The following is a 22,913-nucleotide window of genomic DNA, read 5'->3' as shown; positions in this document are numbered from 1 at the left end:
CGCAGCATCGACCTTTCGACTGGTGACCCGACCGGCATGGCCGTGGTAGGGATAGCCACCTTGGTCCAAACGTGGGGGGAAGCCATGCGTCGTCGACGTCTGCTCGTGTCGGTCCCGGTCCTGCTCGGTGTCGCCGTCGCGGGCACACCCGCCGTCGCCACCACCGGCGGTCCCGGCGGTCCCGCCGACCCCGGCCACGGGATCGAGCTCCGGCTCGACCGTCGCGGGCAGGACGCGGCGCCGGGCACGCGTGTCCAGCGGCACGCCAAGGCGGCCGACGGTGCGGTCCGGCGCACCGCCCGGCTCACCGAGATCGAGCACGTCCCCGGCACCACCCCGCAGCAGCAGCTCGCGGCTGTCGACGTCGTGGTCGACGTGCAGGCCGGCACCCTCACCGGCACCGCGGCCCTCAACGCGGCGCCCACCGACGCCAGCGCCGCGGTCGCCGTCGTGGTCGGGACGTGGCAGGGCAGCACCTGCACGCCGGCGCTCGCCGCCGTCGCGACGGGCGACGCCTCCTCGGCGCAGGGGCAGGTGCCCGACGGGTCCGTGATCGGCGCGAGTGCCAGCCTGCAGGGCGCCACGGTGACCATCGCCACGGCTCCGCACCCGGTGCTGCGCGACACCGAGCTCGCGTGCGCCTACGCAGCGGTGGCGCAGAACGTCCCGAACGGTCAGCTGCTCAGCATCGCCTATCCCGCCGACCTCGCCGCGGTCTACGTGCCGGTGCTCGAGGTCGAGCCCGACGAGCAGATGGTCGGCGCCAAGGCCGGCCGGTGGGTCGACGTCGGCGTCGAGGTCCGCAACACCGCGCGCGGGCCGGCATCGAGCGTGCGCCTCACGGCCTCGGGCAAGGGAATCGAGATCGCACAGAAGGTCGTCGACGTCGGCGTGGTCGACCAGCGGAGCACCGAGTACGTCGACCTCAAGGTCAGGCTCAAGCGCCCCACCGGCAAGAAGAAGAGGTCGAAGGCGCTCAAGCCGCGCACCCTCACGCTCACCGTCACCGACCCCGCTGCCGCCACGGCGACCGCGAGGACGACCGTCGTGGTCACCCCGAAGCCGACCCGGCTCCGCAACCTCGCCGGCACCTACTGGTGGGGCTGGGAGGACACCAACCTCCAGTCGTCGGCCGGCTGGATCAACCACGCGGTGTGGTTCGTCGACCGGAAGTGGGCCTACACGGGGTGGGCCGACGGCCGGAAGCCGCGGTGCTCGGCCAAGGTCAAGGAGTGCCGCCGCTACTCCTACGACGCGCGCACCGGTCGGCTGAAGATCGGCAGGGAGAAGGTCAAGGTGACCTCCGCGGGCTTCGCGTTCACGCACCCCGGCTACGGCGAGAAGCTGCGCGTCGAGCCGCTGACGCTGCCCACGAAGGGCACCAAGCTGGCCGTGGACCTCTACCACCAGAACTGGTCCGGCTTCTGCACGATCTCGTGCACCGCCTACACCGACTACCTCACGATGGACCGCGCCGGGCGCTTCGTGGAGGGCGGCTACTCGGTCGGCAGCTGGCCGGGCCTGGGCAGCAGCTGGGCCACCGCTCCGGCCGACCAGCGCGGCACCTACCGGGTGGTGTCCACCGGCGTGATCGAGATGACGTACGCCGACGGCACGCGCACGCGGCAGGTGATCGGCATCCAGCACGACCCGCGGGGCAAGCCCAACCCGGCCGTGGCGGGGGTCCTGCTGGGCGAGACCAACTTCTACGACTGATCGGCGCCGGCCGGGCAGGCGCGCGGGGCCTCAGCGTCGGGTCGCGATGACGGCCGAGGCGTCCGCGGCGACCATGACCTCGACGGCGGTGAACCGCTCGTCGGTGAGCCACTGCTCGCGCAGCGTGTCGACCCGGCCGTAGGTGATCGGGGGCCAGGACTCGCACGGCGCGAAGTCGTCGAGGACCACGATGCCGCCGGGCTCGACGAGGTCGACGATCGCGTCGACGCCGACCTCCGACGGGGTGCCCGAGTCGAGGAAGAGCAGGGAGAAGGGGCCGTGCTCGCGCAGCACGCTCCAGTCGGCGGCGAGCACCTCGACCTTCTCGTCGTCGTCGAAGATCTTCGCCGCGGCGCCGGCCAGCGACTCGTCGAGCTCCGCGGTCAGGATCCGGGCGCCGTTGCGCACGCCGCTGCGGAGCCAGGCGGTGCCGACCCCGCAGCCGGTGCCGAACTCGGCCATGGTGCCGCCGCGCGTCGCCGCGAGGGTCGCGAGCAGGCGACCGGTCTCGTTGCGGCAGAACGCGACGTAGCCGGCCTGGCGGCACACGTCGAAGGCACGCTGGACGATGTGGGGGAGGTCGGGGGGAGCAGACATGAGGTCGCCGAGTCTGTCACCCCGCACCCGCGATCCCGGTGCGCGGGCTGACGTCTCACGATCTGACACATGGAGGGATCGTTGCTGCGCCGACCGCCCGGCCGGTCGTATGGTCTCCCCATCATGCGGAGCGTCTTCGTACTCATCGATCGCCGCGGCGGGGCCTGACAGAGAGGCCACCTCGTCGCGGTGTTCGGCGTTGACGAGGTTCCGCCACCGGCCTTTCGCCCCTCCGCTGGGCAGCAGCCCAGCCGAGCTCGAAGCCTCCGCCTTCGCGGCGGGTCCTGCGCAGCAACCGCGCGATCCGCACGCTCGTCGGCCGGCAGCCGGGCCCGGGCGATCCCCGAACCCCCTGCTTCCCCACCCGCCGCGGTGTCGGCGGCTTCGGGCTCACCCCCATAGCGACGCACCACGCAGGAGTGAGCGAGATGTACCAGATGTACCCCGAGACCTGGGGCCCCGCGGCCCACGACCCCGACAACCCGCGCAGCGCCGAGAACACCGCCGTCGCCGTCCAGCGGGCGCTTGACCTGCGAGACGGTGGCGGCCAGCGTCCGGACGACAACTAGCCTTCGCGGCATGTCCGAGACCCCGCAGCCCGCCACCGCCCGCGCCACCGGCAACCCGACCCTCGCCGTCATCCCCGGCGACGGCATCGGCCCCGAGGTCACGGCGGAGGCGTTGAAGGTCCTCGAGGCCGCGGCCCCCGTGACCTTCGAGTCGACGCGCTACGACCTCGGCGCCGAGCGCTACCTCGCCACCGGAGAGGTGCTGCCCGACTCGGTGCTCGCGGAGATCCGTGAGCACGACGCGATCCTGCTCGGGGCGGTCGGCGGCAGGCCCAACGACCCCCACCTGCCCCAGGGCATCCTCGAGCGCGGGCTGCTGCTGCGGCTGCGCTTCGAGCTCGACCACTACGTCAACCTGCGCCCGTCGCGGCTCTTCCCCGGCTCCACCTCACCCCTGGCGGAGTCGGTGCTGGAGAAGGGCGACATCGACTTCGTGGTGGTCCGCGAGGGCACCGAGGGTCCCTACACCGGCAACGGCGGCGCGCTGCGGGTCGGCACCCCGGCCGAGGTGGCGACCGAGGTCTCGGTCAACACCGCCTACGGCGTGGAGCGGGTGGTCCGCGACGCCTTCGCCCGGGCACAGGGTCGGGCACGCAAGAAGCTCACGCTGGTCCACAAGACCAACGTGCTCGTCAACGCCGGCTCGCTCTGGTGGCGGCTCTTCGAGCAGGTCGGGGCCGAGTACCCCGACGTCACCACCGACTACATCCACATCGACGCGGCGATGATCTTCATGGCCACCGACCCGGCCCGCTTCGACGTGATCGTGACCGACAACCTCTTCGGCGACATCATCACCGACCTCGCCGCCGCCGTCACCGGTGGCATCGGGCTCGCCGCCTCCGGCAACGTCAACCCCGACCGCACCGCCCCGTCCATGTTCGAGCCGGTCCACGGCTCCGCCCCCGACATCGCCGGCCAGCAGAAGGCCGACCCGACCGCCGCGATCCTGTCCGGCGCCCTCCTGCTCGACCACCTCGGCCACGCCGAGGCGGCCGCGCGGATCGAGGCGGCCGTCCTGGCCGACCTCACCGAGCGCGCGCCGGGCACGAGCCGTCGTACGAGCGAGGTCGGGGACGCCATCGCCGCTCGCCTCTGAGCCACACCTGAGTAGGTTTGACCCCATGCAGATCAGCACCACCGCCAACCCCGCACCCGTCGACGACGCCCGCCTCGCGGAGATCCTCGCCAACCCGGGCTTCGGCACGCACTTCACCGACCACATGCTCACGCTCGAGTGGACGCCCGCCGACGGCTGGCACGCCGGTCGGATCGAGCCCTACGGCCCGCTGACCCTCGACCCGGCGACCGCGGTGCTGCACTACGCGCAGGAGACCTTCGAGGGGATGAAGGCCTACCGGCACGACGACGGCTCGATCTGGACCTTCCGGCCCGACCAGAACGCGGAGCGGATGGTGCGCTCCTCGCGGCGCCTGGCGTTCCCCGAGCTCCCCGTCGACGACTTCGTCGCGGCCGTGGACGCCCTGGTGCGGGTCGACCAGCGCTGGGTGCCCGAGAGCGAGGGGGAGAAGTCGCTCTACCTGCGGCCCTTCATGTTCGCCTCGGAGTCCTTCCTCGGCGTGCGCCCGGCCGAGCACGTCACGTTCATGGTGATCGCCTCGCCCGCCGGCGCCTACTTCAAGGGCGGCATCAAGCCGGTCAACCTGTGGCTGTCGGAGTCCTTCACCCGCGCCGGGCGCGGCGGGATGGGCGCGGCCAAGACCGGCGGCAACTACGCCGCCTCGCTGGCCGCCCAGCGCGAGGCGATCGAGCAGGGCTGCGACCAGGTGGTGTTCCTCGACGACCAGGAGTTCCGCTACATCGAGGAGCTCGGCGGGATGAACCTGTTCTTCGTCCATGCCGACGGCCGGGTCGTCACCCCCGAGACCGGCACGATCCTCGAGGGCATCACCCGCGCCTCGATCATCGAGCTGGCGGGCAAGCTCGGCCACGCGGTCGAGGAGCGCAAGGTCTCCATCGACGAGTGGCGCGAGGGGATCGCGTCCGGCGACATCACCGAGGTCTTCGCGTGCGGCACGGCCGCGGTCGTCACCCCGGTCGGCGAGCTGCGCTCGCCCAGCGGCGTGACCCCGGCGCCGGCGAGCACCGGGCTCACCATGCAGATCCGCGAGGCCCTCGTCGGCATGCAGTTCGGTCGCGCCGAGGACACCTTCGGCTGGATGCACCGGGTCTGCTGAGCCGCGCAGCGGCGACCCGCCCGCTAGCCTCGTCCGGGTGAGCACGGCGCCGTCGGACCGCGACCCCGACCAGTCGTCCTGCCGGGGGGCGAGCGCGTTCGAGGCGCAGAGCCCACGCTCGCTGCGCGACTTCATCCGTACCGAGTCGGGCTCGGCGGGCCTGCTCGTCGTCGCCGCGCTGGTCGCCCTGGTCTGGGCCAACTCGCCCTGGTCGCAGTCCTACGTCGACCTGTGGCGCACCGAGGTGTCCGTGCGCTTCGGCGACGGCGGGCTCACGATGGACCTGCACCACTGGATCAACGACGGCCTGATGGTCGTCTTCTTCTTCGTCATCGGCCTCGAGGTCCGCAAGGAGTTCGCGATCGGCGAGCTCGTCGACCGCAGCCGGGTGGTCGTGCCGCTGGTCGCCGGCACGACCGGCATGCTCGTCCCGGCCGCGATCTTCCTGGCCCTCAACCCCTCCGGGGAGGCCGCGGCCGGCTGGGGCGCGGTGATCGGCACCGACACCGCCTTCCTGCTCGGGGTGATGGCGCTCGTCGGGCCGGCGGTCTCGACGCAGCTGCGGATCTTCCTGCTGACCCTCACCGTCATCGACGACATCGTCGCCGTCAGCGTCATCGGGGTCGTCTACTCCGACCACCTCTCGCTCGGGGCGCTCGCGGTCGCCGCGGCGTGCCTGCTCGTGCTGGTCGGGCTCGGCCGCGCGGGCGTGTGGCAGGCGGCGCCCTACGTGCTGGTGGTGGTCGTCCTCTGGGTGGCCACGCTGGAGTCGGGCGTGCACGCCTCGATCGCCGGCATGCTGAGCGGCCTGCTGGTCCCCGCGCTCGACCCGCGGCGCTCCGACGTGGAGGACGCGGCGCGCAGCTTCCGCGCGTTCCGGCAGTCGCCGATGCCCGGCGTGCAGCGGGTGGCGCGGCGGTCGCTGACGCGGGCCATCTCGGTCAACGAGCGGCTCCAGGAGGCGTTGCACGCCCCGACCAGCAACGTCGTCGTACCGGTCTTCGCGCTGGCCAACGCCGGCGTCGACCTGCGCGACGGAGTCCTCGGCGACGCGCTTGGCTCACGGGTGATGTGGGGCATCGTGCTCGGACTGGTGGTAGGCAAGTCGGTCGGCATCTTCGCCGGCGCCTGGGCCAGCGTGCGGCTCGGCTGGGGACGCCTGCCGCAGGGCGTGGGACTCGGGCACACGCTGGCCGGCGGCGCGCTCTCCGGGATCGGGTTCACGGTGTCATTGCTGATCATCAGCCTGGCCTTCGAGTCGTCCCGGCTCCAGGACGAGGCCCGCGTGGGCGTCCTGCTCGCCGCTGTGCTCGCGAGCCTGGCGGGATGGCTCGCGTTCCGCTTCGCCGCCCGCTTCCTCGGCCAGGGCGACGCCGCCCTGCCGACGACCCTGAGCCGGCCGGTCGACCCCGCGCGCGACCACGTCCTCGGACCGGTCGACGCGCCGCTGACGCTCGTGGAGTACCTCGACTACGAGTGCCCGTTCTGTGCCCGCGTCAGCGGGGTCGGCAACGAGCTGCGCGCGCACTTCGGCGACCGGTTGCGCTACGTCGCCCGTCACCTGCCGCTCCCGGTCCACCCGCACGCCGAGCTGGCCGCGCTCGCGGCGGAGGCGGCGGCGCGGCAGGGCCGCTACTGGGAGATGCACGAGCTGCTCTTCGCCCACCAGGACGAGCTCGAGCTGGAGGACCTGGCCGGCTACGCCGCCGACCTCGACCTCGACGTCGAGCAGTTCCTCCGTGACCTCGACGACGAGGAGCTGGCCCGCCACGTCGCCCAGGACGTCGCGTCGGCCGAGGCGAGCGGCGTGCGCGGCACCCCCACCTTCTTCATCGGCCGGACCCGCCACGTCGGCCCCCACGACGCGCGGACGCTGATCGCGGCGCTGGAGCGGTCGGAGGGCTCGCCCCGGCCGATCGGCTGACCCGCGCCGGCCTGCGGGCCGATGCGTCGTACGACCGCGGCGCGGCGCCGTCCCCGCCGCGAGTGGTGGATTCCCGCGAGCCTGCTGGGCCTGACCTTCGTGCCCGTGGCCGCCGTGGGGGCTGGTCCACTCGTACGTGCCGGGCGCGGTGGTCTCGTAGCGCCGCGGCGTGCAGGCTGGGTGTTGAGGTCGATGACCGGGCTGGCGGTGACCTTGGTGCGCGAGTCGGCACACCAGCCGCGGATGTGGTCGAGCAGCACCAGCCGCTGCCTTTCCACCACCCGAGCAGCCCCACTAGGACAGTCTCGTCCCCGCTGGGACACCCGGATCCGACCGGTTGAGCGGGGACGTGACCGCTCAAGGACGCCCGCCGTCGCCGAATCTGCGGAGGGGTGACGCCCGGGCGCGGCTCGCGGCGGGGACCGGACACCCGGCACCTCCACGACGTACCGCATCGGCAGGGCGGGAGACCACCCAGAGCACACCCGTGAGGTCAGCGCGAGCCCGGGTCGCGTCCCGCGCACCGGATGCAGGTGCGCGCTGCCGGGAGCGCCTCGAGTCGGGCGTCGCCGATGGGCCGCCCGCACGACTCGCACACACCGTAGGTCCCGGCGTCGACCCGCTCGAGCGCGGCGTCCACCTCGGCCACGCGGCCGCGCACCTGCCGGACGAGGGCTCCGATCTGCGAGCGCTCGAAGGCGATGGTGGCGCCCTCGGGGTCGTGCTCGTCGTCGGCGTTGGTGTCGAGGGACGCCGCGACGACTGCGTCGTAGTCGCCGGTCAGGCCGGCCAGGCGCGTGAGGGCCTGGTCACGCTCGTCGGCCAGCCGTCGCCGTGTCTCGTCCACCGCCCCATGGTCGCCGACGGCACCGACAACGCGCCTGTGCGCCGCCACCGGCTGCGCCGAGCAGCCGTGGTCAGGGGGATCCGATGCCTACGGCACTATCCTCGTGCCGTGACGACGTCCCCGAAGGCGCCGCCGCCCGGCCTGACCGTGGGCGGCTACGCCCTGCGTGCCCGCCTCGGCGAGGGCGGCATGGGAGTCGTGCACCTCGGCCAGCGGCCGGGGGAGCGCCCCGTGGCGATCAAGGTGCTGCGCCCGCACGTGGTCGGCGACGACGAGGCGCGTCGCAGGCTCGCCCGTGAGGTCAGCTCGCTCAGCCGCGTCCGCAGTCGCCGCATCGCCGAGATCGTCGACGCCGACCCCTTCGGCGAGATCCCCTACGTCGCCACACGCTACGTCCCTGGCCTCTCGCTCCACGACCACGTGCAGGAGGAGGGGGCGCTGGAGGGCGACGACCTGGTCTGGTTCGCCGACTGCCTCGCCGAGGCGCTCGAGGCGGTCCACTCCGTCGGCGTGCTGCACCGCGACATCAAGCCGTCCAACGTGATCATGGAGGGCCGCACGCCGATCCTCATCGACTTCGGCCTGGCCCGGGTGGCGGAGGACTCGCGCATCACCATGAACGGATGGCTGCTCGGCACGCCGGGCTACCTCGCCCCCGAGATCCTCTACGGCGACGACGCCACCGCCGCCTCCGACGTGCACGCCTGGGCCGCGACCGTGGCGTACGCCGGCACCGGGCGTGCGCCGTTCGGGCGCGGGCCGTCGGTGGCGGTGATGGACCGCGTGCGCCGCGGCGAGCACGACCTCGACGGCCTCGACCCCGACATGCGCGAGCTGGTGGAGCAGGCGCTCGCCCCCGAGCCCGCCGACCGGCCCTCCCTGACCGAGGTGCGCGACTGGCTCGAGGACCTCGCCTCCCCGGTGGGCACGGAGCACGCCCACCGCACGCCCGGACCGATCACGCTGCCCTACGTCGCGGGCGTCCGCCAGGACCTCGATGCCCCCACCCGCCTCGGCACGTTCGCGCAGGGCGCCGCTGCGGAGCCGGTGCACTGGTCCGACGACTGGGACCACCCCGGGAACGACCGCACCGACGACCGCGCCGACGAGCGCGCCGACTGGCACGACGACGACCGCACGGACGCGTGGCACGACGCCGACGTGACGGTCGGGTGGGGCGACGCCGCCACCGCGCCGCACCGCCACACCCGCGTCCTGCCCGACGGCTCGGTCGAGTACGTCTCCGACTACGGGCCGCCCCAGCGCGAGCAGGTGCCCACTGGTGAGCGCGTGCGTCGCTCGCTCACGCTGCTTGCCCTCGGCGGCGTCGTGGCCGGCGCCATCACCCTCGCCCCCTACGTCGCGCTCGGGGTCCTCTTCGTCGTGGTGTGGCTGCTGCGCAGCGGCTCGCTCGCCGCGGCGTCCGCCGGCAGCCGCCGCGACCGACGCGGTGCGCGCTGGTACGACGGCATCCAGGTGCTGCTGGCCGCGCCGTGGCACGTGGTGGCCGGCATGGGCGGCTCGCTCGTGCTGTTCCTCTGGAGCGCGGGCATCGCGTGCGCCGTGGCCCTGATCTGCTTCGCGGCGTCGCTGTCGATGACCACCTCGCTCGCCGCGATCGGCGTCGTCTTCGCCGTCTCGACCTGGTGGGGGCCGGGGTCCGAGCGGCTCCGCTCGCCGGTCCACCGCCTGGTCGACCCCCTCGCCCGCCGCGGTGTGCCGTGGCTGCTCGCGACCCTGCTCGTCGCGGCGGCCGGGTCCGGCCTGGCCGCGGCCGCGACCGCGCAGGGCACCGACTGGGCGCCCGACGACGCCGCGCCGTTCTCCGGCGTACGCCTGCCCGCCTGGTTGTGACGGACCTCGCCGTGTAGCAGCGGGCGTCGGGGGTACCTAGCGGGTTCACCCACCGACAGCAGGAGGACTGATGAGCTCCGACCAGCCCGACATCGGCACCGAGATCGGCACCGATCCCGCGGTCGACGTCACCGGGGACACCACCGACAACGAGAGCTACCACGGCTACAGCGTCGACGACGAGAACCAGCCGCAGGGTGAGGGCGACAGCCTGGTCGACGACCGGGGCCTGGCCGAGCCGCTGGACGAGGGCTACTCGCCGCCGGAGAAGTGGTCCGCGGCGCAGGGCTACGGCAACACCCCGCTCGAGGAGAGCATGGGCGAGTCGCTGGACCAGCGGGTGGAGCAGGAGGTCGTCGAGCCCGACCCGTACGAGCAGGCAGCCGAGGAGGCCGAGCGGGGCGAGCTGGCGCCGCTCGTGGCGGAGGACTCGACCGACGGCGAGGCCGTCCAGGCCGACGTGGAGACGGCGACGGGGGAGCGGGCGGGACGTCTCGTGGCCGAGGACGAGGGCGTGCGTACGGACACGGAGAAGGACCTCGGCGCCGAGGACGTGGGCATCGACGGTGCCGCGGCCGGTGCCGAGGAGGCCGCGGTCCACGTCATCGACCCGGTCATAGACGACCCGGCCGCCGCCGACTCGGACCTGCTCGACGGCGAGGTCGTGGACGAGGAGCTCACCCGCCCCGAGTGAGCGACCCCGGGTGAACGACCCCGAGAGCCCCGGACCCGGCGGTCCGGGGCTCTCGCACGCCCGCATTCGGCGTCGCGATCTCGGCCCTGCCCTCGCGATGGGCCGGATGCCGAGACGCCGTTCTCACGCCCGGGCATCGGTGGCACCATGGCGGCATGAGCACCCGCACCATCATCATTGCCTAGCGCGACGGGAACACCCGCCGCGCCCACCTCCTGCACCCCAGGAGGTTTTTTTCTGCCCCGACCGCACCGACCGAGAGACCTCCGATGGACCTGCACGGCTCGTTCCACGTCTACGACACCACCCTGCGCGACGGCGCCCAGCAGGAGGGCCTCAACCTCTCCGTCGCCGACAAGCTGAGCATCGCCAAGCAGCTCGACGGCCTGGGCGTGGGGTACATCGAGGGCGGCTGGCCGGGCGCCAACCCCAAGGACACCGAGTTCTTCCGCCGGGCCCGCGAGGAGCTCGACCTGCGCCACGCGCGGCTCGCGGCGTTCGGCGCCACCCGCCGGGCGGGCGTACGCGCCGCCGACGACCCGCTCGTCGCGGCCCTGCGCGACTCGGGCGCGGGCGTGGTCACCCTGGTCGCGAAGTCGCACGACCGGCACGTCGAGCTCGCCCTGCGCACCACGCTCGAGGAGAACCTCGCGATGGTGCGCGACACGGTCAGCCACCTGCGCGCCGAGGGCCAGACGGTGTTCCTCGACGCCGAGCACTTCTTCGACGGCTACCGCGCCAACCGCGACTACGCCCTCGAGGTGCTGCGCACGGCCGCCGAGGCGGGCGCCGAGGTGGTCGCGCTGTGCGACACCAACGGCGGCATGCTGCCCGACTGGGTCTCCGACGTGGTGCTCGACGTCATCGAGACCACCGGTGCGCGCGTCGGCATCCACGCCCACAACGACAGCGGCTGCGCCGTGGCCAACTCGCTCGCGGCGGTCGCGGCCGGCGCGACGCACGTGCAGGGCTGCATCAACGGCTACGGCGAGCGCACCGGCAACGCCGACCTCGTCACCGTCGTGGCCAACCTCGAGCTCAAGCTGGACCGCGCCGTGCTGCCCCAGGGCCTGCTGCGCGAGGCCACCCGCATCGCGCACGCGGTCGCCGAGGTCACCAACGTGCCGCCGGCCTCGCGCCAGCCCTACGTCGGCACGTCGGCGTTCGCGCACAAGGCAGGGCTGCACGCCAGCGCGATCAAGGTCGACCCCGACCTCTACCAGCACCTCGACCCGATGGTCGTCGGCAACGACATGCGCCTGCTCGTCTCCGACATGGCCGGGCGCGCGTCCATCGAGCTCAAGGGGCGCGAGCTCGGCTACGACCTGTCCGACGGCTCGCCGGAGATGAGGGAGCTGGTCACCCGCGTCACCGACCGGGTCAAGCAGCTCGAGCAGCGCGGCTACACCTTCGAGGCCGCCGACGCGTCCTTCGAGCTGCTGCTCGCCGAGGAGGTCGAGGGCGCACGCCCGTCCTACTTCGACGTCGAGTCGTGGCGCGTCATCACCGAGACCCGCACCGACGGCGAGGCGATCTCGGAGGCGACGGTCAAGCTGTGCTCGGAGGGGGTGCGATACGTCGTCACGGGCGAGGGCAACGGTCCGGTCAACGCCCTCGACGCCGCCCTGCGCGAGGCGATCGGGCAAGCCTTCCCGGAGGTCGCGAAGTTCGAGCTGATCGACTACAAGGTGCGCATCCTCGACCAAGGCCACGGCACCGACGCGATCACGCGGGTGCTCATCGAGACCACCGACGGCGAGTCGTCGTGGGTCACCGTCGGCGTCGGTGCCAACGTCATCGAGGCGTCGTGGGGCGCGCTGGTCGACGGGCTCACCTTCGGTCTGCGCCGGCACCACCGCTGATCAGGCCGCGGGCACCTGCCCGCACGCACGAGGCCCCGGCGGATTCCTCCGCCGGGGCCTCGTGCTGGTGCGTCAGCTGCGCGTCCGGGTCAGCGCACGACCCGGAACCTCACGGTGTTGCGGCTCTTCCTCACGGCGTCGGACCCGCCGAAGCTCGCCGACACCGTGTGCGCGCCGACCGCGAGGTTCTTCCTCACCTTGACGACGACCCGACCGTCGGAGAGCCGGGCGGTCTTCACCAACGTGCCGTCGACCCGGACCACCACCTTCCCGGTCGCATCGGCACCGCGGGACTTCACCGTCACCACGACGCTGAAGTCCCGCTTGACGCGCGGCTTCTTCGGCTTGACCGTGACCTTCGTCCGGGAGGCGACCTTCCCGGTCGGCGTCGCGGCGGTGACGGTGGCGGTGAACGTCGCCGACGAGGCGGCGTTGGTGTCGTCGCCCGCGTAGGCCGCGGTCAGGGTGTGGGTGCCCACCGGGAGGTCGGCGGGCAGGCCCACGGCCGCGGTGCCCCGAGCCAGGGTGGCCTTGCCGAGCTGCTTGCCGGCCTTGTCGGTCACCACGACGCTGCCCGTGGGCAGGGCGCCCTCGGTGCCGACGCGGTCGACCGTGACCGTCGTCGTCGACGCCTGTCCGAAGCTGGACGGCTCGGGGGAGTGGGCGGCGCCGACCTTGGTGGGCAGCTTGCAACCGGCGTCGCACGGCAGGCTGTCGCGCAGCTCGGTGATGGCACGCCGGGCCCGGACCTGCTCGACGTTGTCGCCGAGAGACCGGCGCGCCGCGTCGAGGTGGTAGCGGACCAGGGGCGCCGAGGAGGCCCCCTGCGCGGACAGCTCACGGGCGGTGCCGAAGCTCTCGGTGACGGCCGTCAGGGTCTCCCCGGCCAGCGCGCCCGACCGGGCGGCCTGGTCGAGGTAGGAGCCGGCCACGTTGAAGCTCGGGGCCCAGCGCAGCGGCGTCTGGTGCTGGGCGTTGAACTCCTCGACGACCGATTCGCCGGCGGCGGCGATCTCGTTGGCCGAGAGCAGGTCGCTCGGGGTGAACGCCAGGGCGTCGAAGCCGCGCCCGATCTCCGAGCCGAAGACGTGGCCGTTGTACCAGTAGGTCGACCAGTAGCCGGCGAGGTTGAGGCCGGTGGGGTTGGGGGTGTTGACCGGCCCGCGGTCGTAGAAGGCGAGCTCGACCGGGTTGGCTGAGTCGGTGAAGTCGATGACCGACAGGCCGCCCTGGTACCAGGCCTGGACCATGATGTCGCGGCCCGGGACCGGGACGAGCGAGCCGTTGTGGGCCACGCAGTTCTCCTGCGCGGTCTGCGGCGCCGGCAGCTTGTAGTAGCTGCGGAACGCCATCTTCCCGTCGACGATGTCGAAGATCGCGTCGGCACCCCACTCGGGCTTGTCGCTCTCGCGGCAGCGTGCGCCCGAGCCGCCGCCCCACTCGTCGGTGAAGATCACCTTGGTGCCGTCGTTGTTGATCGTGGCCGAGTGCCAGTAGGCGAAGTTGGGGTCGGACACCGCGTCGATGCGCTCGGGGTTCACCGGGTCGGTGATGTCGAGCAGGATGCCGTTGCCCTGGCACGCGCCGGCCGCGAGGCCGAGCTCGGGGTAGGCGGTGATGTCGTGGCAGGTGTTGGTGTTGGGCAGCGGCGAGTAGTTGGTGCCGGACGGGTGCGGGGTGCCGGGGAGCGTGTTCTGCAGGCCGTTGAAGGCGCCGGTCGCGGGGTCGGTGAAGATCCGCGGCTGGCTGACGATGGCGGCGTCCTCGGGCGCGGCCAGCGGCACCTTGATGACGTCGATGCGCCACTGCGCCGGGTTGCCGGTCGTGACGGGGCCGGTGGTGGTGTTGGGGTTGACGCTCTCGCAGCCGGCGAGCTCATCGCCCGACCGCACGCCGGCGGTGCCCGAGTTGTAGAGGTAGACGTTGTCGGGATCGTCCGGGTCGGTGACCACCGTGTGCGTGTGCGAGCCGCGGCAGGTCTGCACGCCGCCCACCTGGACGGGGGCGGCGAGGTCGGAGATGTCGAAGATCCGGACGCCGCGGAACCGCTCGGGGCTCACCGAGCCCGTCACTCCCTGGGAGCCGCAGTCGACGCGGGCCGAGGTCTGCTCGACCGAGAAGAACAGCAGGTCGCCGAAGACGCTCACGTCACCCTGCCCACCGGGGCACACGAACGAGCCGCTCAGGGTGGGGTCGGCGGGGTCGGACACGTCGTAGACCTGGAAGCCCAGGTAGTTGCCGACGATGGCGTGGTCGCCGGTGAAGGCGAGGTCGGAGTTGATGCTCGAACCGCCCGGAGCTCCGTCGAACGGCGCGACCCGGGGGTTGTTGTCGAGCAGCTCGATGTTGCTGCTGGCCTCGCTCCAGGGGAGGTAGCCCGGAGCCAGCCCGATGCGGGGGTCGTCGGCTGCCTGGGCCGCGGCGGGCAGCAGCGCCGCGACCAGCGCGGCGAGGCTCGCCGCGAGGGCCGGGCGGCGGAATCGACGAGGGCGACGTGGCGGCGTCATGGGTGGCGTCATGGGTGGCGACCTTCTTCCGACGACGGTCGCCCCGGATGGCCGCGGCGTGCGCCGTGGCCGGTCGACCTAGTATGTCGAGAAACGTAGCGACGACCGGCGCCGGCCGCACCATCCCTTGGTCGGACATTTTCGAGGGGAACTGGAGTCCACATGAGCGCGCTGGTCAGGGTGGGAGCCGTCGTCGTGTCGGTCGCGGTGGCGCTGGGTGTCTCGGGATGCACCGGCGAGGAGCCGTCGCGCGACACCGAGCAGGGCGCGCCCGTCGTCCAGCTCGGCGCGCCGGGCGAGGCCGGGAAGACCATGTCGCCGGAGGAGGTCGAGAGCCTCGCCGTGCCGACGTACACCGCGTCCGACGTGGCGTTCGTGGAGGAGATGGTCCCGCACCACACGCAGGCCCTCGAGATGACCGCGCTGGTGGCGGACCGGACCGGCACGCGCGCCATCCTCACCCTCGCCGAGCGCATCGAGGTCTCACAGGTCGAGGAGCTCGCCCAGCTCGAGGGGTGGCTGACCCGCCGGGGCGAAGGAGCGGGCGAGACCCCCGACGACCACGGGTCGGGGGACGACGAGCAGCACGACGACCACGGCGACGAGGCCGATGGGGCGGTCGCGACCCACGCCGGCATGCCGGGGATGGCCACGCCCGAGCAGATGGAGCGGCTCGCCGATGCGCGGGGGCGCGACTTCGACCGGCTCTTCCTGCAGCTGATGATCCGCCACCACGAGGGCGCCATCGTGATGGTGGAGACGCTCCTCGCCGATGGCAGCGGCGGTCAGGAGTCCGAGGTGTTCCAGCTGGCCACCCACATCGCCTCCGACCAGGCCGTCGAGGTCGCGTCGATGAAGCGCCAGCTGACGTCCCTCGACGGCTGAGCGCGGCCGGCGTGCGGCGTCAGCCCACGACCCGGCGCACCAGGTCGTCCCAGCCCGCCTCGACGCGTTCGACCGAGATGTTGTCGCGCACGACCTGCTGGTCGAGCACCACCATCTCCAGCGGGGCGAGGAGCGCCGTGGCGAGCATCAGGAGGTCGCCGGAGACGCCGAGCTCGCGCAGCAGGTGGCGCACGTGCAGGTTGGCGAAGGACATCGCCGCAGCCGAGCGGGCGCCCGGCTGGCCGGCCGCCGCGATGAGGTCGGCGTGGGCGAGGTTGGCGCGCAGCCGTGAGTGGCCGAACGCGATGAGCCGGTCCATCGGGGGAGCGCCCGGACCCAACGGGGGAGGCCCGGAGATCACGCTCGCCTGCCAGGCCGTCTCCGACTCGTTGAGCACCGCTCCCATCAGGCCCTCGCGGCTCTCGAAGCGCCGGAACAGCGTGCCCTTGCCGACTCCCGCCTCCGCCGCGACCGTGTCCATCGTCACGGCTTCGACCCCCCGGGTCCGCACCAGTCGCAGGGCCGCTGCGAGGATGGCCTGCCTGTTGCGCGCCGCGTCGGCCCGCTCGGGGACCGGGGCGTCGGCCATCGGCAGGGGGCGGGTCACCCCGACAGCCTAGGACCGGAGAAAGTCCGGCCAGGCGGGAATGTAAGCGGACCGTGGTCCGTTTACGACGGTATGACTACCGCTGACACCCAGACCCGCGTCGCTGTCCTCCTCGGCTCCTACCGCGCCGGGAGCCTCAACCGCCGTATCGCCGAGCACCTCCGCGACCATGCCCCGGCCGGCGTCACCGTCGACGTCGTCGAGGGCCTCGCCGACGTCCCGTTCTACAACGAGGAGCTCGACGGCGACTCGGTCCCGGCCGCGGCCGCCGCGCTCCGCGAGTCGGTGGCCAGCGCCGACCGCGTGCTCGCCGTGACGCCGGAGTACAACGGCACGATGCCGGCCGTGCTCAACAACGCCATCGACTGGCTCTCGCGCCCCTACGGCCAGGGCGCCATCGTCGGCAAGCCCTTCGCCGCCATCGGCGCGACCCCGACGCCCTACGGCGGCAAGTGGTCGCACGAGCACGCCCGCCACTCCGCCACCATCGCCGGCGCTGTCGTCGTGGAGGGCATCGTCGTCGACGAGCCCGCCCTCGACGGTGACCCGCTGGAGGACGAGGCCGCCGTGCAGCGCTTCCTCGGTGCCCTCGACGCGCTCGTCGCCCACGAGGTCGAGGTCGCGGCCTGACCCGGACCGCGCCTCGCAGGTACGGTCGACGGTGTGCTGCACGACCTGACCGCGCTCGAGCAGGGCGATGCCGTACGCACGGGTGACGTGTCGCCGCTGGAGCTGGTCGAGCACTACGCCGGACGCGCCGATCGGGTCGGCGCCTTCATCACGCCCACCCACGAGCAGGCGCGCGACCACGCCCGCCGGCTGACCGAGCAGGGCCGGCCCGCCGACGCCGGCCCGCTCTGGGGCGTGCCCACCGGCATCAAGGACCTGCACCCCACCGCGGGTGTGCGCACCACCTTCGGGTCGGCGGCGTACGACGACCACGTGCCCGACGCCTCCGACGACCTGGTGCTCACCGTCGAGGCGGCCGGCATGCCGAGCCTGGGCAAGACGAGCACGCCGGAGTTCGGCTCGCCCTGCTACACCGAGCCCGACGTCGCCCCGCCCGCCGTGACGCCGTGGGACCCCACGCGCACGGCCGGCGGCTCGTCCGGGGGTGCGGCCGCCGCGGTGGCTGCCGGACTGCTGCCCGTCGCGCCGGGGTCCGACGGGGGCGGCTCGATCCGCACCCCCGCCTCGTGCTGCGGGCTCGTGGGCCTCAAGCCGACGCGGGGACGCATCAGCGGCGCCCCGAACTACGGCGATCCCACCGGGCTCGCCACGCCCGGCACCCTCGGGCGCACCGTCCGCGACACCGCCGCCCTGCTGGACGTGCTCGCGGGTCGCCGGGTCGGCGACCCGTACTGGGCACCCGCGCCGTCCGGGAGCTTCCTCGACGCCTGCGACCGTGAGCCCGGCCGGCTGCGGGTCGCGCGCTTCATCACCCCTGTCATCGCGGAGACCGACGTCCACGCTGCGAGCGTCGCGGCCTGGGAGGGCGCCTCGCGGTTGCTGGCGTCGCTGGGCCACGACGTCGAGGACGTGCCGGTGCCGATCCCGCTCGAGGCGACGGCCGCCTTCGAGACCTGCTGGTCGGTGCTCACCGCCCTGTCGCCCGTCCCACCCGGCCGCGAGGACCGGCTGCGCCCGCTGACACGGTGGCTTGCCGGTCTCGGCCGCGCGGTCAGCGGGCCCGAGTTCGCCCTCGCGATCGGGCGGATGCGTCGCCACGCCGCCGCCGCGCTGGCGGCCCTCGCGCCGTACGACGTCGTCCTCACGCCCACCCTCGCCCGGCCGCCGGCGCTGGTCGGCGAGCTGCGCGACGACGCCGACCCGGCGCGCGACTTCGCCCGGCAGAAGGCGTTCACGCCGTGGACGAGCGCGTGGAACGTGACCGGCATGCCGGCCGTCTCGCTGCCGCTGCACTGGACCGACGACGGGCTGCCGATCGGCGTGATGCTGGCAGCGCGCCCCGCCGAGGAGGAGCTGCTCCTCGCGGTCGCGGCCCAGGTGGAGGCGGCCGCGCCATGGGTGGACAGGCGTCCGCCCGGATGGTGAAGTGATGCGTATGGGTGAGCTGACGCCGTACATCTGCGTCGCCGACGCACGCCGCGCGATCCAGTGGTACGTCGACGTGCTGGGCTCGGAGGTCGTCGTCGAGCCGATCGTCATGGAGGACGGGCGGGTCGGCCACGTCGAGCTCGCCGTCGGGGGCGGTCGCTGGATGATGTCGGACGAGTTCGACTCGGCCGGCGTCGCGGCGCCCGACACGTCCCGCGGCGCTGCCGTCTCGCTGCACCTCGAGGTCGACGACGTCGACGCGCTGTGCCGACGGGTGACCGGGTCGGGCGTGACCCTCGACCGCGGACCCGAGGACAGTCCGCCGGCCGGCCGCGTGGCCGTCTTCCGCGATCCCTTCGGCCACCGCTGGTTCGTCAACCAGCGGTCCTGATCAGGACTGCTCGTCGCCGATGCCGCGCGCGTGCAGCGCGTCGCCCGACTCGTGGGCGCGGGCGACGACGCGGATCACGAACGGGGACAGGTAGGCCCGGGGGCTGCGGTCCAGGCCGCGCGCCCGCGCCGCGTCCCGGGTCTCGCGGGCGACGGCGATCGTGCCGGGAAGGGCGCCGATCGTCAGCGCGACGGTGAGCGCGACGCGGTCGGGGTCGACGCCGACGACGCGCAGCGGCCGTGCCCACCGCGAGAGCGCGTCGACCATCGCGTCGACGGTCGTCGTCGCGGTCAGCGAGAGGGCGGCGAGACCGAGCGTCAGCAGGTCGAGGAAGGTCTCGACGGCCTTGCCCGGGCCGTACCACCACCACTGGAACGCGCTGGCCACCGCCGCGATCAGCAGCACGCCCCGGGCCGCGCGCCACACCGAGCGCAGCGGCACCCGCGCCACGACGGCGAGCAGGAGCGTCACGGCGAGGAACACCGGCGCGGCACGGACGTCGCGCACCGCGACGACGGCGAGACTGAGCACGGCGAGCCCCAGCACCTTGGCCCCGACGGGCAGCCGGTGCAGGAACGTGTCGCCGGGCTGGTGCAGCCCGGCCATCAGGTCGCTCACGCGTCGACCAGGCCCGTGTAGTGGGCGATGGCCTCGCGCGGCGCCCCGTCGGCGACCACGCGAGCGGCGTCGACGACCAGCACCCGGTCGCACCTGGCGGCCAGATCGAGGTCGTGGGTGACGAGCAGCAGCTGCTGGTCGAGTGCGAGGAGGGCGTCGCCGACGCGCCGGGTGTTGGCGCGGTCGAGCAGCGTGGTCGGCTCGTCCGCGACCACCACCGCCGGCTCGAGGGCGAGCACCCCGGCGAGGGCGAGCAGCTGGCGCTGCCCGCCGGAGAGCGAGTGGACCGAGTCGTGCGCATGCGCCTCGAGGCCGTTGGCCGCGAGCACCACCATCGCACGCTCGCGCCGGGCGCCGGCGTCCTTGAGGGTGCGCCGCAGCGACAGCTCGACGTCCTCCACGCACGTCGGCATCACCAGCTGGGCCGCCGGGTCGGTGAAGCAGAACCCCACCCGCCGCCGCACGGCGGCGCCCTCGCGTGCCACGTCGCGGCCGTCGACCGTGACCCGGCCGGTGGTGGGCCGGACCAGCCCGTTGACCATGCGTGCCAGCGTGGACTTGCCCGAGCCGTTGGCCCCGATGACGGCGACCCGCCGCTCGGTGAGCACGAGGGTCGTCGGCGCCAGGATCTCGCGCTCGCCGCGCCCCGGCAGGGGCACGCGCGCCCCCGCGCGGTCGAAGTGGATCGTTGCCATGCCGTGTCCCGGTGTCCTGTCCCGATGTCCGCGGTCAGTCGCGCTGCAGCAGCTGCGGGAACGCCCGGTGCACCTCGGCGGCGATCATCGCGACCAGTGACGTCTTCACCACGTCACCGATCCAGAACGGCGCGTCGTAGGCGGCCGCCTCGGCGAAGGAGATGTCGAAGAAGCGCATCATGCCGAGGATCCCGAGGAGGTGGACGACCAGCGCGCCGGCGGTGAACGAGCACGCGAAGACGACGATCGCCCGGGTGCGGCGCTCGCGCGCGACGTACTCCACCAGGAAGCCGGCGAGCGCCGCGGCGAGCGGGAACGCGATCAGGTAGCCGCCGCTCGGGCCGCTGAACACGCCGATGCCCGACGAGTGCTCGGCGAAGACCGGCAGGCCGACGGCTCCCAGTGCGAGGTAGAGCATCACGGCGGAGAAGCCGCGCAGCGGGCCGAGGACGCAGCCGGCCAGCATCACCGTGAGCGTCTGGAGGGTGATCGGCACGCCGGCGCTCCCGACGGGGACTGCGCCGATGTAGGCACTCGCGCAGATCAGTGCCCCGAACGCGGCGACGAGCGCGATGTCGCGGGTGGGGGAGGAGCGGGCGTGCCGCTCGTGGACCGCGATGTCGGGCGCGGCGTCGGGGGTGGAGGCGGGGGTGGAGGCGGGCACGGTGGTCCTCGGCGGCTGGACGGGGGACCTGAACGGTGTTCAGGCTGAACGGTGTTCAGGCTAGGGTGGCGCCGACGGCCCGTCAACGACGTCCAGGACCGGGAGGGTGCGTGGCCCACAGGCGCAGCGACGTGCTCGACCACGCCGTCGCCCTGCTCGACGCCCACGGGCTCGCGGCGCTCACGATGCGGCGCCTCGGCGCCGAGCTCGACGTCCAGCCCAGCGCGATCTACCACCACTTCCCGAGCAAGCAGGCGCTGCTGGCGGCGGTGGCCGACGAGATCCTCGCCCGCGGTGCGCGAGCGCGTACCGCCTCGGAGTGGCCCGACCGGGTGCGCGAGATCTGCTCCGAGCTGCGCGAGGCGATGCTCGCCTGCACCGACGGCGCCGACGTGGTCGCGACCGTGTGGGCCTTCGGCCTCGGCGCCGCGGCGCCGGTCGCCGAGCTCGAGAAGGTCCTCACCGACGCCGACGTCCCGTCCGAGCTGGTGCCCGTCGCCTCCCACGCGCTCGTGCACTACGTGTTCGGCCACGCCTTCGAGGAGCAGACCGCCCGCCAGGCCGTCAGCCTCGGTGCGGTCGAACGCCCCCTCGACTCGCTGCCCGACTTCGACCTCGGGCTCGACCTGCTCCTCGACGGCCTGCGGGCGCGGCTGCGCGGGGGTGCTTGAGCGGGGACGTCCCCGCTCAACGGCCCGGATCCGGGTGTCCTAGCGAGGACGGGACGTGTCTAGTGCTCATGCTGGGAGCTGGGAGCTGGGAGCTGGGAGCTGGGAGCTGGGAGCTGGGAGCTGGGAGCTGCGCTGCGGTGCTCGAGCGGGGAGATCCCCGCTCAACGGCCCGGATCCGGGTGTCCTAGCGGGGAGGGGGCGGGTTGAGCGGTCAGGGGGAGCCGTCGACGTCCGCGCCGTGGAGCTCGGCGAGGAGGACGGCGCCCGCGAGGTCGAGGCGCGTACGCCGGAGGTCGGCGGCGGCCAGGTCGACGCCGTCGAGGGCGGCGCCGCGGAGGTCGGTGCGGTCGAGCTTGGCCTGTCGGAGCACGGCGCGGTCGAGGCGGGCGCGGGCGAGCACGGTGAGGGTGAGGTCCGACTGGGACAGGTCGGCCTCGCGCAGGTCGACGCCGGTCAGGTCGAGGCGGGAGAGGTTGGTGCCGCGGATCGTCACCCCGAGCCACGACCCGCCGAGGACCGTGAGGGGGCGCATCGTGCACTCGGAGAAGACCGACCCGACGAGCTTGCACCCGTCGAGCGTCGCGCCGAAGAACGACGCGCGGCGGAAGTCGCAGCCGACGAACGCCGTCGCGGTGTGCACCGAGTCGTTGAACCGGGTGCCGTGGAAGGTGCACCGCTCGAACGTGGCACCCGACGACGTCGCCTCGGAGAGGTCCACGTCGGTGAAGGTGCACTCGACGAAGCGGGCCGCGCCGAGGTCCTCGCCGTACCAGTCCTCACCGCGCAGATGGGTCCCGGTGGCTGTCCTCGGCTCGGTCACGGCGCCACCGTAGCCGTGGGGTCGGTCCGACTCGACGGATGGCCCGACGGACGGGCCCGACGGATGGGCCCGACGGATAAGGTCGTGCCCGTGATCGCGTCCCACCAGCACCGCTTCATCTTCCTCAAGACCCGCAAGACGGCGGGGACGAGCGTGGAGATCGCGTTGTCGAAGGTGTGTGGTCCCGACGACATCATCACCGAGATCAGCCCCGAGGACGAGAAGCTGCGCCAGGCGGCCGGCGGTCGTGCACCGCAGAACTTCCAGTCCCCGCCCCTGCCGCGCAAGGCCTACAACCACATGGGCGCCAAGGCCACCCGCGACCTCGTCGGCGCCGAGGTGTTCGACGACTACTTCACCTTCGCGATCGAGCGCAACCCGTGGGACGCCGTGGTCTCGCTCTACTTCTGGAAGTACAAGGACCGTCCCGAGCTGCCCGACTTCGAGACCTACGTGCGGGAGGTCTGGATCGAGCAGCTGGCCAACAACCGCCGGCTCTACCGCATCCGCGGCAAGATGGCGCTCGACCGGGTCCTGCGCTACGAGCGCCTCGACGCCGAGCTGCGCGAGGTCTGGGAGCACCTCGGGCTGCCCGGCGAGCCCGACCTGCCGCGGGCCAAGGGCAACGCCCGGCCGGCCGGGCACTACCGCGAGCTCTACACCCCTGCCTCGAGGGAGCGCGTGGCGACGGTGTTCGCCGACACCATCGAGGCCTTCGGCTACGAGTTCTGAGGGC

The 22,913-nt window shown here is 73.2% G+C and carries 22 protein-coding genes; 14 read left to right on the top strand and 8 right to left on the bottom strand.

The window, feature by feature from the left end; translation table 11 throughout:
* The first annotated feature begins 84 nt into the window (after positions 1 to 84).
* Positions 85 to 1,716 carry a hypothetical protein gene (locus AC3X7Z_RS01595; protein WP_186340853.1) on the top strand — a complete coding sequence of 544 codons (1,632 nt, stop codon included), beginning with the start codon at positions 85 to 87 and terminating at the stop codon, positions 1,714 to 1,716.
* A gap of 30 nt (positions 1,717 to 1,746) precedes the next feature.
* On the opposite strand, the gene AC3X7Z_RS01590 is transcribed toward AC3X7Z_RS01595, so the two are convergent.
* Positions 1,747 to 2,313, bottom strand: a complete 567-nt coding sequence (locus AC3X7Z_RS01590) for an O-methyltransferase (protein WP_186340854.1) — start codon at positions 2,311 to 2,313, stop codon at positions 1,747 to 1,749.
* 419 nt (positions 2,314 to 2,732) lie between these two features.
* Here AC3X7Z_RS01590 and AC3X7Z_RS01585 point away from each other — a divergent pair, with 419 nt between their 5' ends.
* The 4 genes from AC3X7Z_RS01585 to nhaA are packed head-to-tail and all read left to right on the top strand — an operon-like array spanning position 2,733 to position 7,004.
* The gene (locus tag AC3X7Z_RS01585) at positions 2,733 to 2,882 is read left to right on the top strand and encodes a hypothetical protein (RefSeq protein ID WP_186340855.1); all 150 of its coding nucleotides are present in this window, start codon (positions 2,733 to 2,735) and stop codon (positions 2,880 to 2,882) included.
* A 10-nt stretch (positions 2,883 to 2,892) separates the two neighbouring features.
* Positions 2,893 to 3,981 carry a 3-isopropylmalate dehydrogenase gene (locus AC3X7Z_RS01580; RefSeq protein ID WP_186340856.1) on the top strand — a complete coding sequence of 363 codons (1,089 nt, stop codon included), beginning with the start codon at positions 2,893 to 2,895 and terminating at the stop codon, positions 3,979 to 3,981.
* A 25-nt stretch (positions 3,982 to 4,006) separates the two neighbouring features.
* Positions 4,007 to 5,080 (top strand): branched-chain amino acid aminotransferase, encoded by a 1,074-nt coding sequence (locus AC3X7Z_RS01575; protein WP_186340857.1) that lies wholly within the window; start codon positions 4,007 to 4,009, stop codon positions 5,078 to 5,080.
* A gap of 37 nt (positions 5,081 to 5,117) precedes the next feature.
* Positions 5,118 to 7,004, top strand: a complete 1,887-nt coding sequence (gene nhaA / locus AC3X7Z_RS01570) for a Na+/H+ antiporter NhaA (protein ID WP_489974779.1) — start codon at positions 5,118 to 5,120, stop codon at positions 7,002 to 7,004.
* A 493-nt stretch (positions 7,005 to 7,497) separates the two neighbouring features.
* On the opposite strand, the gene AC3X7Z_RS01565 is transcribed toward nhaA, so the two are convergent.
* On the bottom strand, positions 7,498 to 7,851 hold the full coding sequence (locus AC3X7Z_RS01565) for a TraR/DksA family transcriptional regulator (RefSeq protein ID WP_186340858.1): 354 nt from the start codon (positions 7,849 to 7,851) through the stop codon (positions 7,498 to 7,500).
* A gap of 108 nt (positions 7,852 to 7,959) precedes the next feature.
* Here AC3X7Z_RS01565 and AC3X7Z_RS01560 point away from each other — a divergent pair, with 108 nt between their 5' ends.
* From AC3X7Z_RS01560 to cimA, 3 genes are all read left to right on the top strand, one after another.
* The gene (locus AC3X7Z_RS01560; RefSeq protein ID WP_489974778.1) at positions 7,960 to 9,705 is read left to right on the top strand and encodes a serine/threonine-protein kinase; all 1,746 of its coding nucleotides are present in this window, start codon (positions 7,960 to 7,962) and stop codon (positions 9,703 to 9,705) included.
* Between the two features lie 70 nt (positions 9,706 to 9,775).
* Positions 9,776 to 10,399 carry a DUF5709 domain-containing protein gene (locus tag AC3X7Z_RS01555; RefSeq protein WP_489974777.1) on the top strand — a complete coding sequence of 208 codons (624 nt, stop codon included), beginning with the start codon at positions 9,776 to 9,778 and terminating at the stop codon, positions 10,397 to 10,399.
* 269 nt (positions 10,400 to 10,668) lie between these two features.
* Entirely contained in the window at positions 10,669 to 12,261 is a 1,593-nt protein-coding gene (gene cimA, locus AC3X7Z_RS01550; protein WP_489974776.1) for a citramalate synthase, read from the top strand.
* An 89-nt stretch (positions 12,262 to 12,350) separates the two neighbouring features.
* On the opposite strand, the gene AC3X7Z_RS01545 is transcribed toward cimA, so the two are convergent.
* Positions 12,351 to 14,780, bottom strand: coding sequence for an Ig-like domain repeat protein (locus AC3X7Z_RS01545; protein ID WP_489974775.1), 2,430 nt, complete (start codon positions 14,778 to 14,780; stop codon positions 12,351 to 12,353).
* Positions 14,781 to 14,930: 150 nt separating this feature from the next.
* On the opposite strand from AC3X7Z_RS01545, the gene AC3X7Z_RS01540 reads away from it, so the two are divergent.
* A complete protein-coding gene (locus AC3X7Z_RS01540) occupies positions 14,931 to 15,653 on the top strand; it encodes a DUF305 domain-containing protein (RefSeq protein ID WP_489974774.1) in 723 nt (240 codons plus the stop codon).
* 19 nt (positions 15,654 to 15,672) lie between these two features.
* Here the strand turns inward: AC3X7Z_RS01540 and AC3X7Z_RS01535 are convergent, their stop codons facing one another.
* Positions 15,673 to 16,260: a TetR/AcrR family transcriptional regulator gene (locus AC3X7Z_RS01535; RefSeq protein ID WP_241005145.1), complete on the bottom strand. Its 588-nt coding sequence runs from the start codon at positions 16,258 to 16,260 to the stop codon at positions 15,673 to 15,675.
* 72 nt (positions 16,261 to 16,332) lie between these two features.
* On the opposite strand from AC3X7Z_RS01535, the gene AC3X7Z_RS01530 reads away from it, so the two are divergent.
* Genes AC3X7Z_RS01530 through AC3X7Z_RS01520 form a run of 3 tightly spaced genes read left to right on the top strand, consistent with a single transcriptional unit; the run spans position 16,333 to position 18,709 of the window.
* Positions 16,333 to 16,890 (top strand): NAD(P)H-dependent oxidoreductase, encoded by a 558-nt coding sequence (locus AC3X7Z_RS01530; protein ID WP_186340864.1) that lies wholly within the window; start codon positions 16,333 to 16,335, stop codon positions 16,888 to 16,890.
* Between the two features lie 33 nt (positions 16,891 to 16,923).
* Positions 16,924 to 18,315 (top strand): amidase, encoded by a 1,392-nt coding sequence (locus AC3X7Z_RS01525; RefSeq protein WP_489974773.1) that lies wholly within the window; start codon positions 16,924 to 16,926, stop codon positions 18,313 to 18,315.
* A gap of 10 nt (positions 18,316 to 18,325) precedes the next feature.
* The gene (locus AC3X7Z_RS01520; RefSeq protein WP_489974772.1) at positions 18,326 to 18,709 is read left to right on the top strand and encodes a VOC family protein; all 384 of its coding nucleotides are present in this window, start codon (positions 18,326 to 18,328) and stop codon (positions 18,707 to 18,709) included.
* Here the strand turns inward: AC3X7Z_RS01520 and AC3X7Z_RS01515 are convergent, their stop codons facing one another.
* The 3 genes from AC3X7Z_RS01515 to AC3X7Z_RS01505 are packed head-to-tail and all read right to left on the bottom strand — an operon-like array spanning position 18,710 to position 20,686.
* Complete coding sequence (locus AC3X7Z_RS01515) at positions 18,710 to 19,327, bottom strand: energy-coupling factor transporter transmembrane component T family protein (RefSeq protein WP_241005144.1); 618 nt, start codon at positions 19,325 to 19,327, stop codon at positions 18,710 to 18,712.
* Positions 19,324 to 20,022: an energy-coupling factor ABC transporter ATP-binding protein gene (locus tag AC3X7Z_RS01510; protein WP_489974771.1), complete on the bottom strand. Its 699-nt coding sequence runs from the start codon at positions 20,020 to 20,022 to the stop codon at positions 19,324 to 19,326. Before AC3X7Z_RS01510 ends, AC3X7Z_RS01515 begins: the two co-directional genes overlap by 4 nt.
* 34 nt (positions 20,023 to 20,056) lie before the next feature.
* On the bottom strand, positions 20,057 to 20,686 hold the full coding sequence (locus AC3X7Z_RS01505) for a biotin transporter BioY (RefSeq protein ID WP_489974770.1): 630 nt from the start codon (positions 20,684 to 20,686) through the stop codon (positions 20,057 to 20,059).
* Between the two features lie 110 nt (positions 20,687 to 20,796).
* Here AC3X7Z_RS01505 and AC3X7Z_RS01500 point away from each other — a divergent pair, with 110 nt between their 5' ends.
* Positions 20,797 to 21,357: a TetR/AcrR family transcriptional regulator gene (locus tag AC3X7Z_RS01500; protein ID WP_186340868.1), complete on the top strand. Its 561-nt coding sequence runs from the start codon at positions 20,797 to 20,799 to the stop codon at positions 21,355 to 21,357.
* Between the two features lie 211 nt (positions 21,358 to 21,568).
* Here AC3X7Z_RS01500 and AC3X7Z_RS01495 read toward each other — a convergent pair whose 3' ends face one another.
* The gene (locus AC3X7Z_RS01495) at positions 21,569 to 22,177 is read right to left on the bottom strand and encodes a pentapeptide repeat-containing protein (RefSeq protein WP_489974769.1); all 609 of its coding nucleotides are present in this window, start codon (positions 22,175 to 22,177) and stop codon (positions 21,569 to 21,571) included.
* A gap of 90 nt (positions 22,178 to 22,267) precedes the next feature.
* Between AC3X7Z_RS01495 and AC3X7Z_RS01490 the strand changes: the two genes are divergently transcribed.
* Complete coding sequence (locus AC3X7Z_RS01490; RefSeq protein WP_186340870.1) at positions 22,268 to 22,909, top strand: sulfotransferase family 2 domain-containing protein; 642 nt, start codon at positions 22,268 to 22,270, stop codon at positions 22,907 to 22,909.
* The last annotated feature ends 4 nt before the right edge of the window (positions 22,910 to 22,913 follow it).

The sequence above is a fragment of the Nocardioides sp. Z24_21 genome (assembly GCF_058134345.1).
This window is presented reverse-complemented; position numbering and strand designations above follow the sequence as displayed.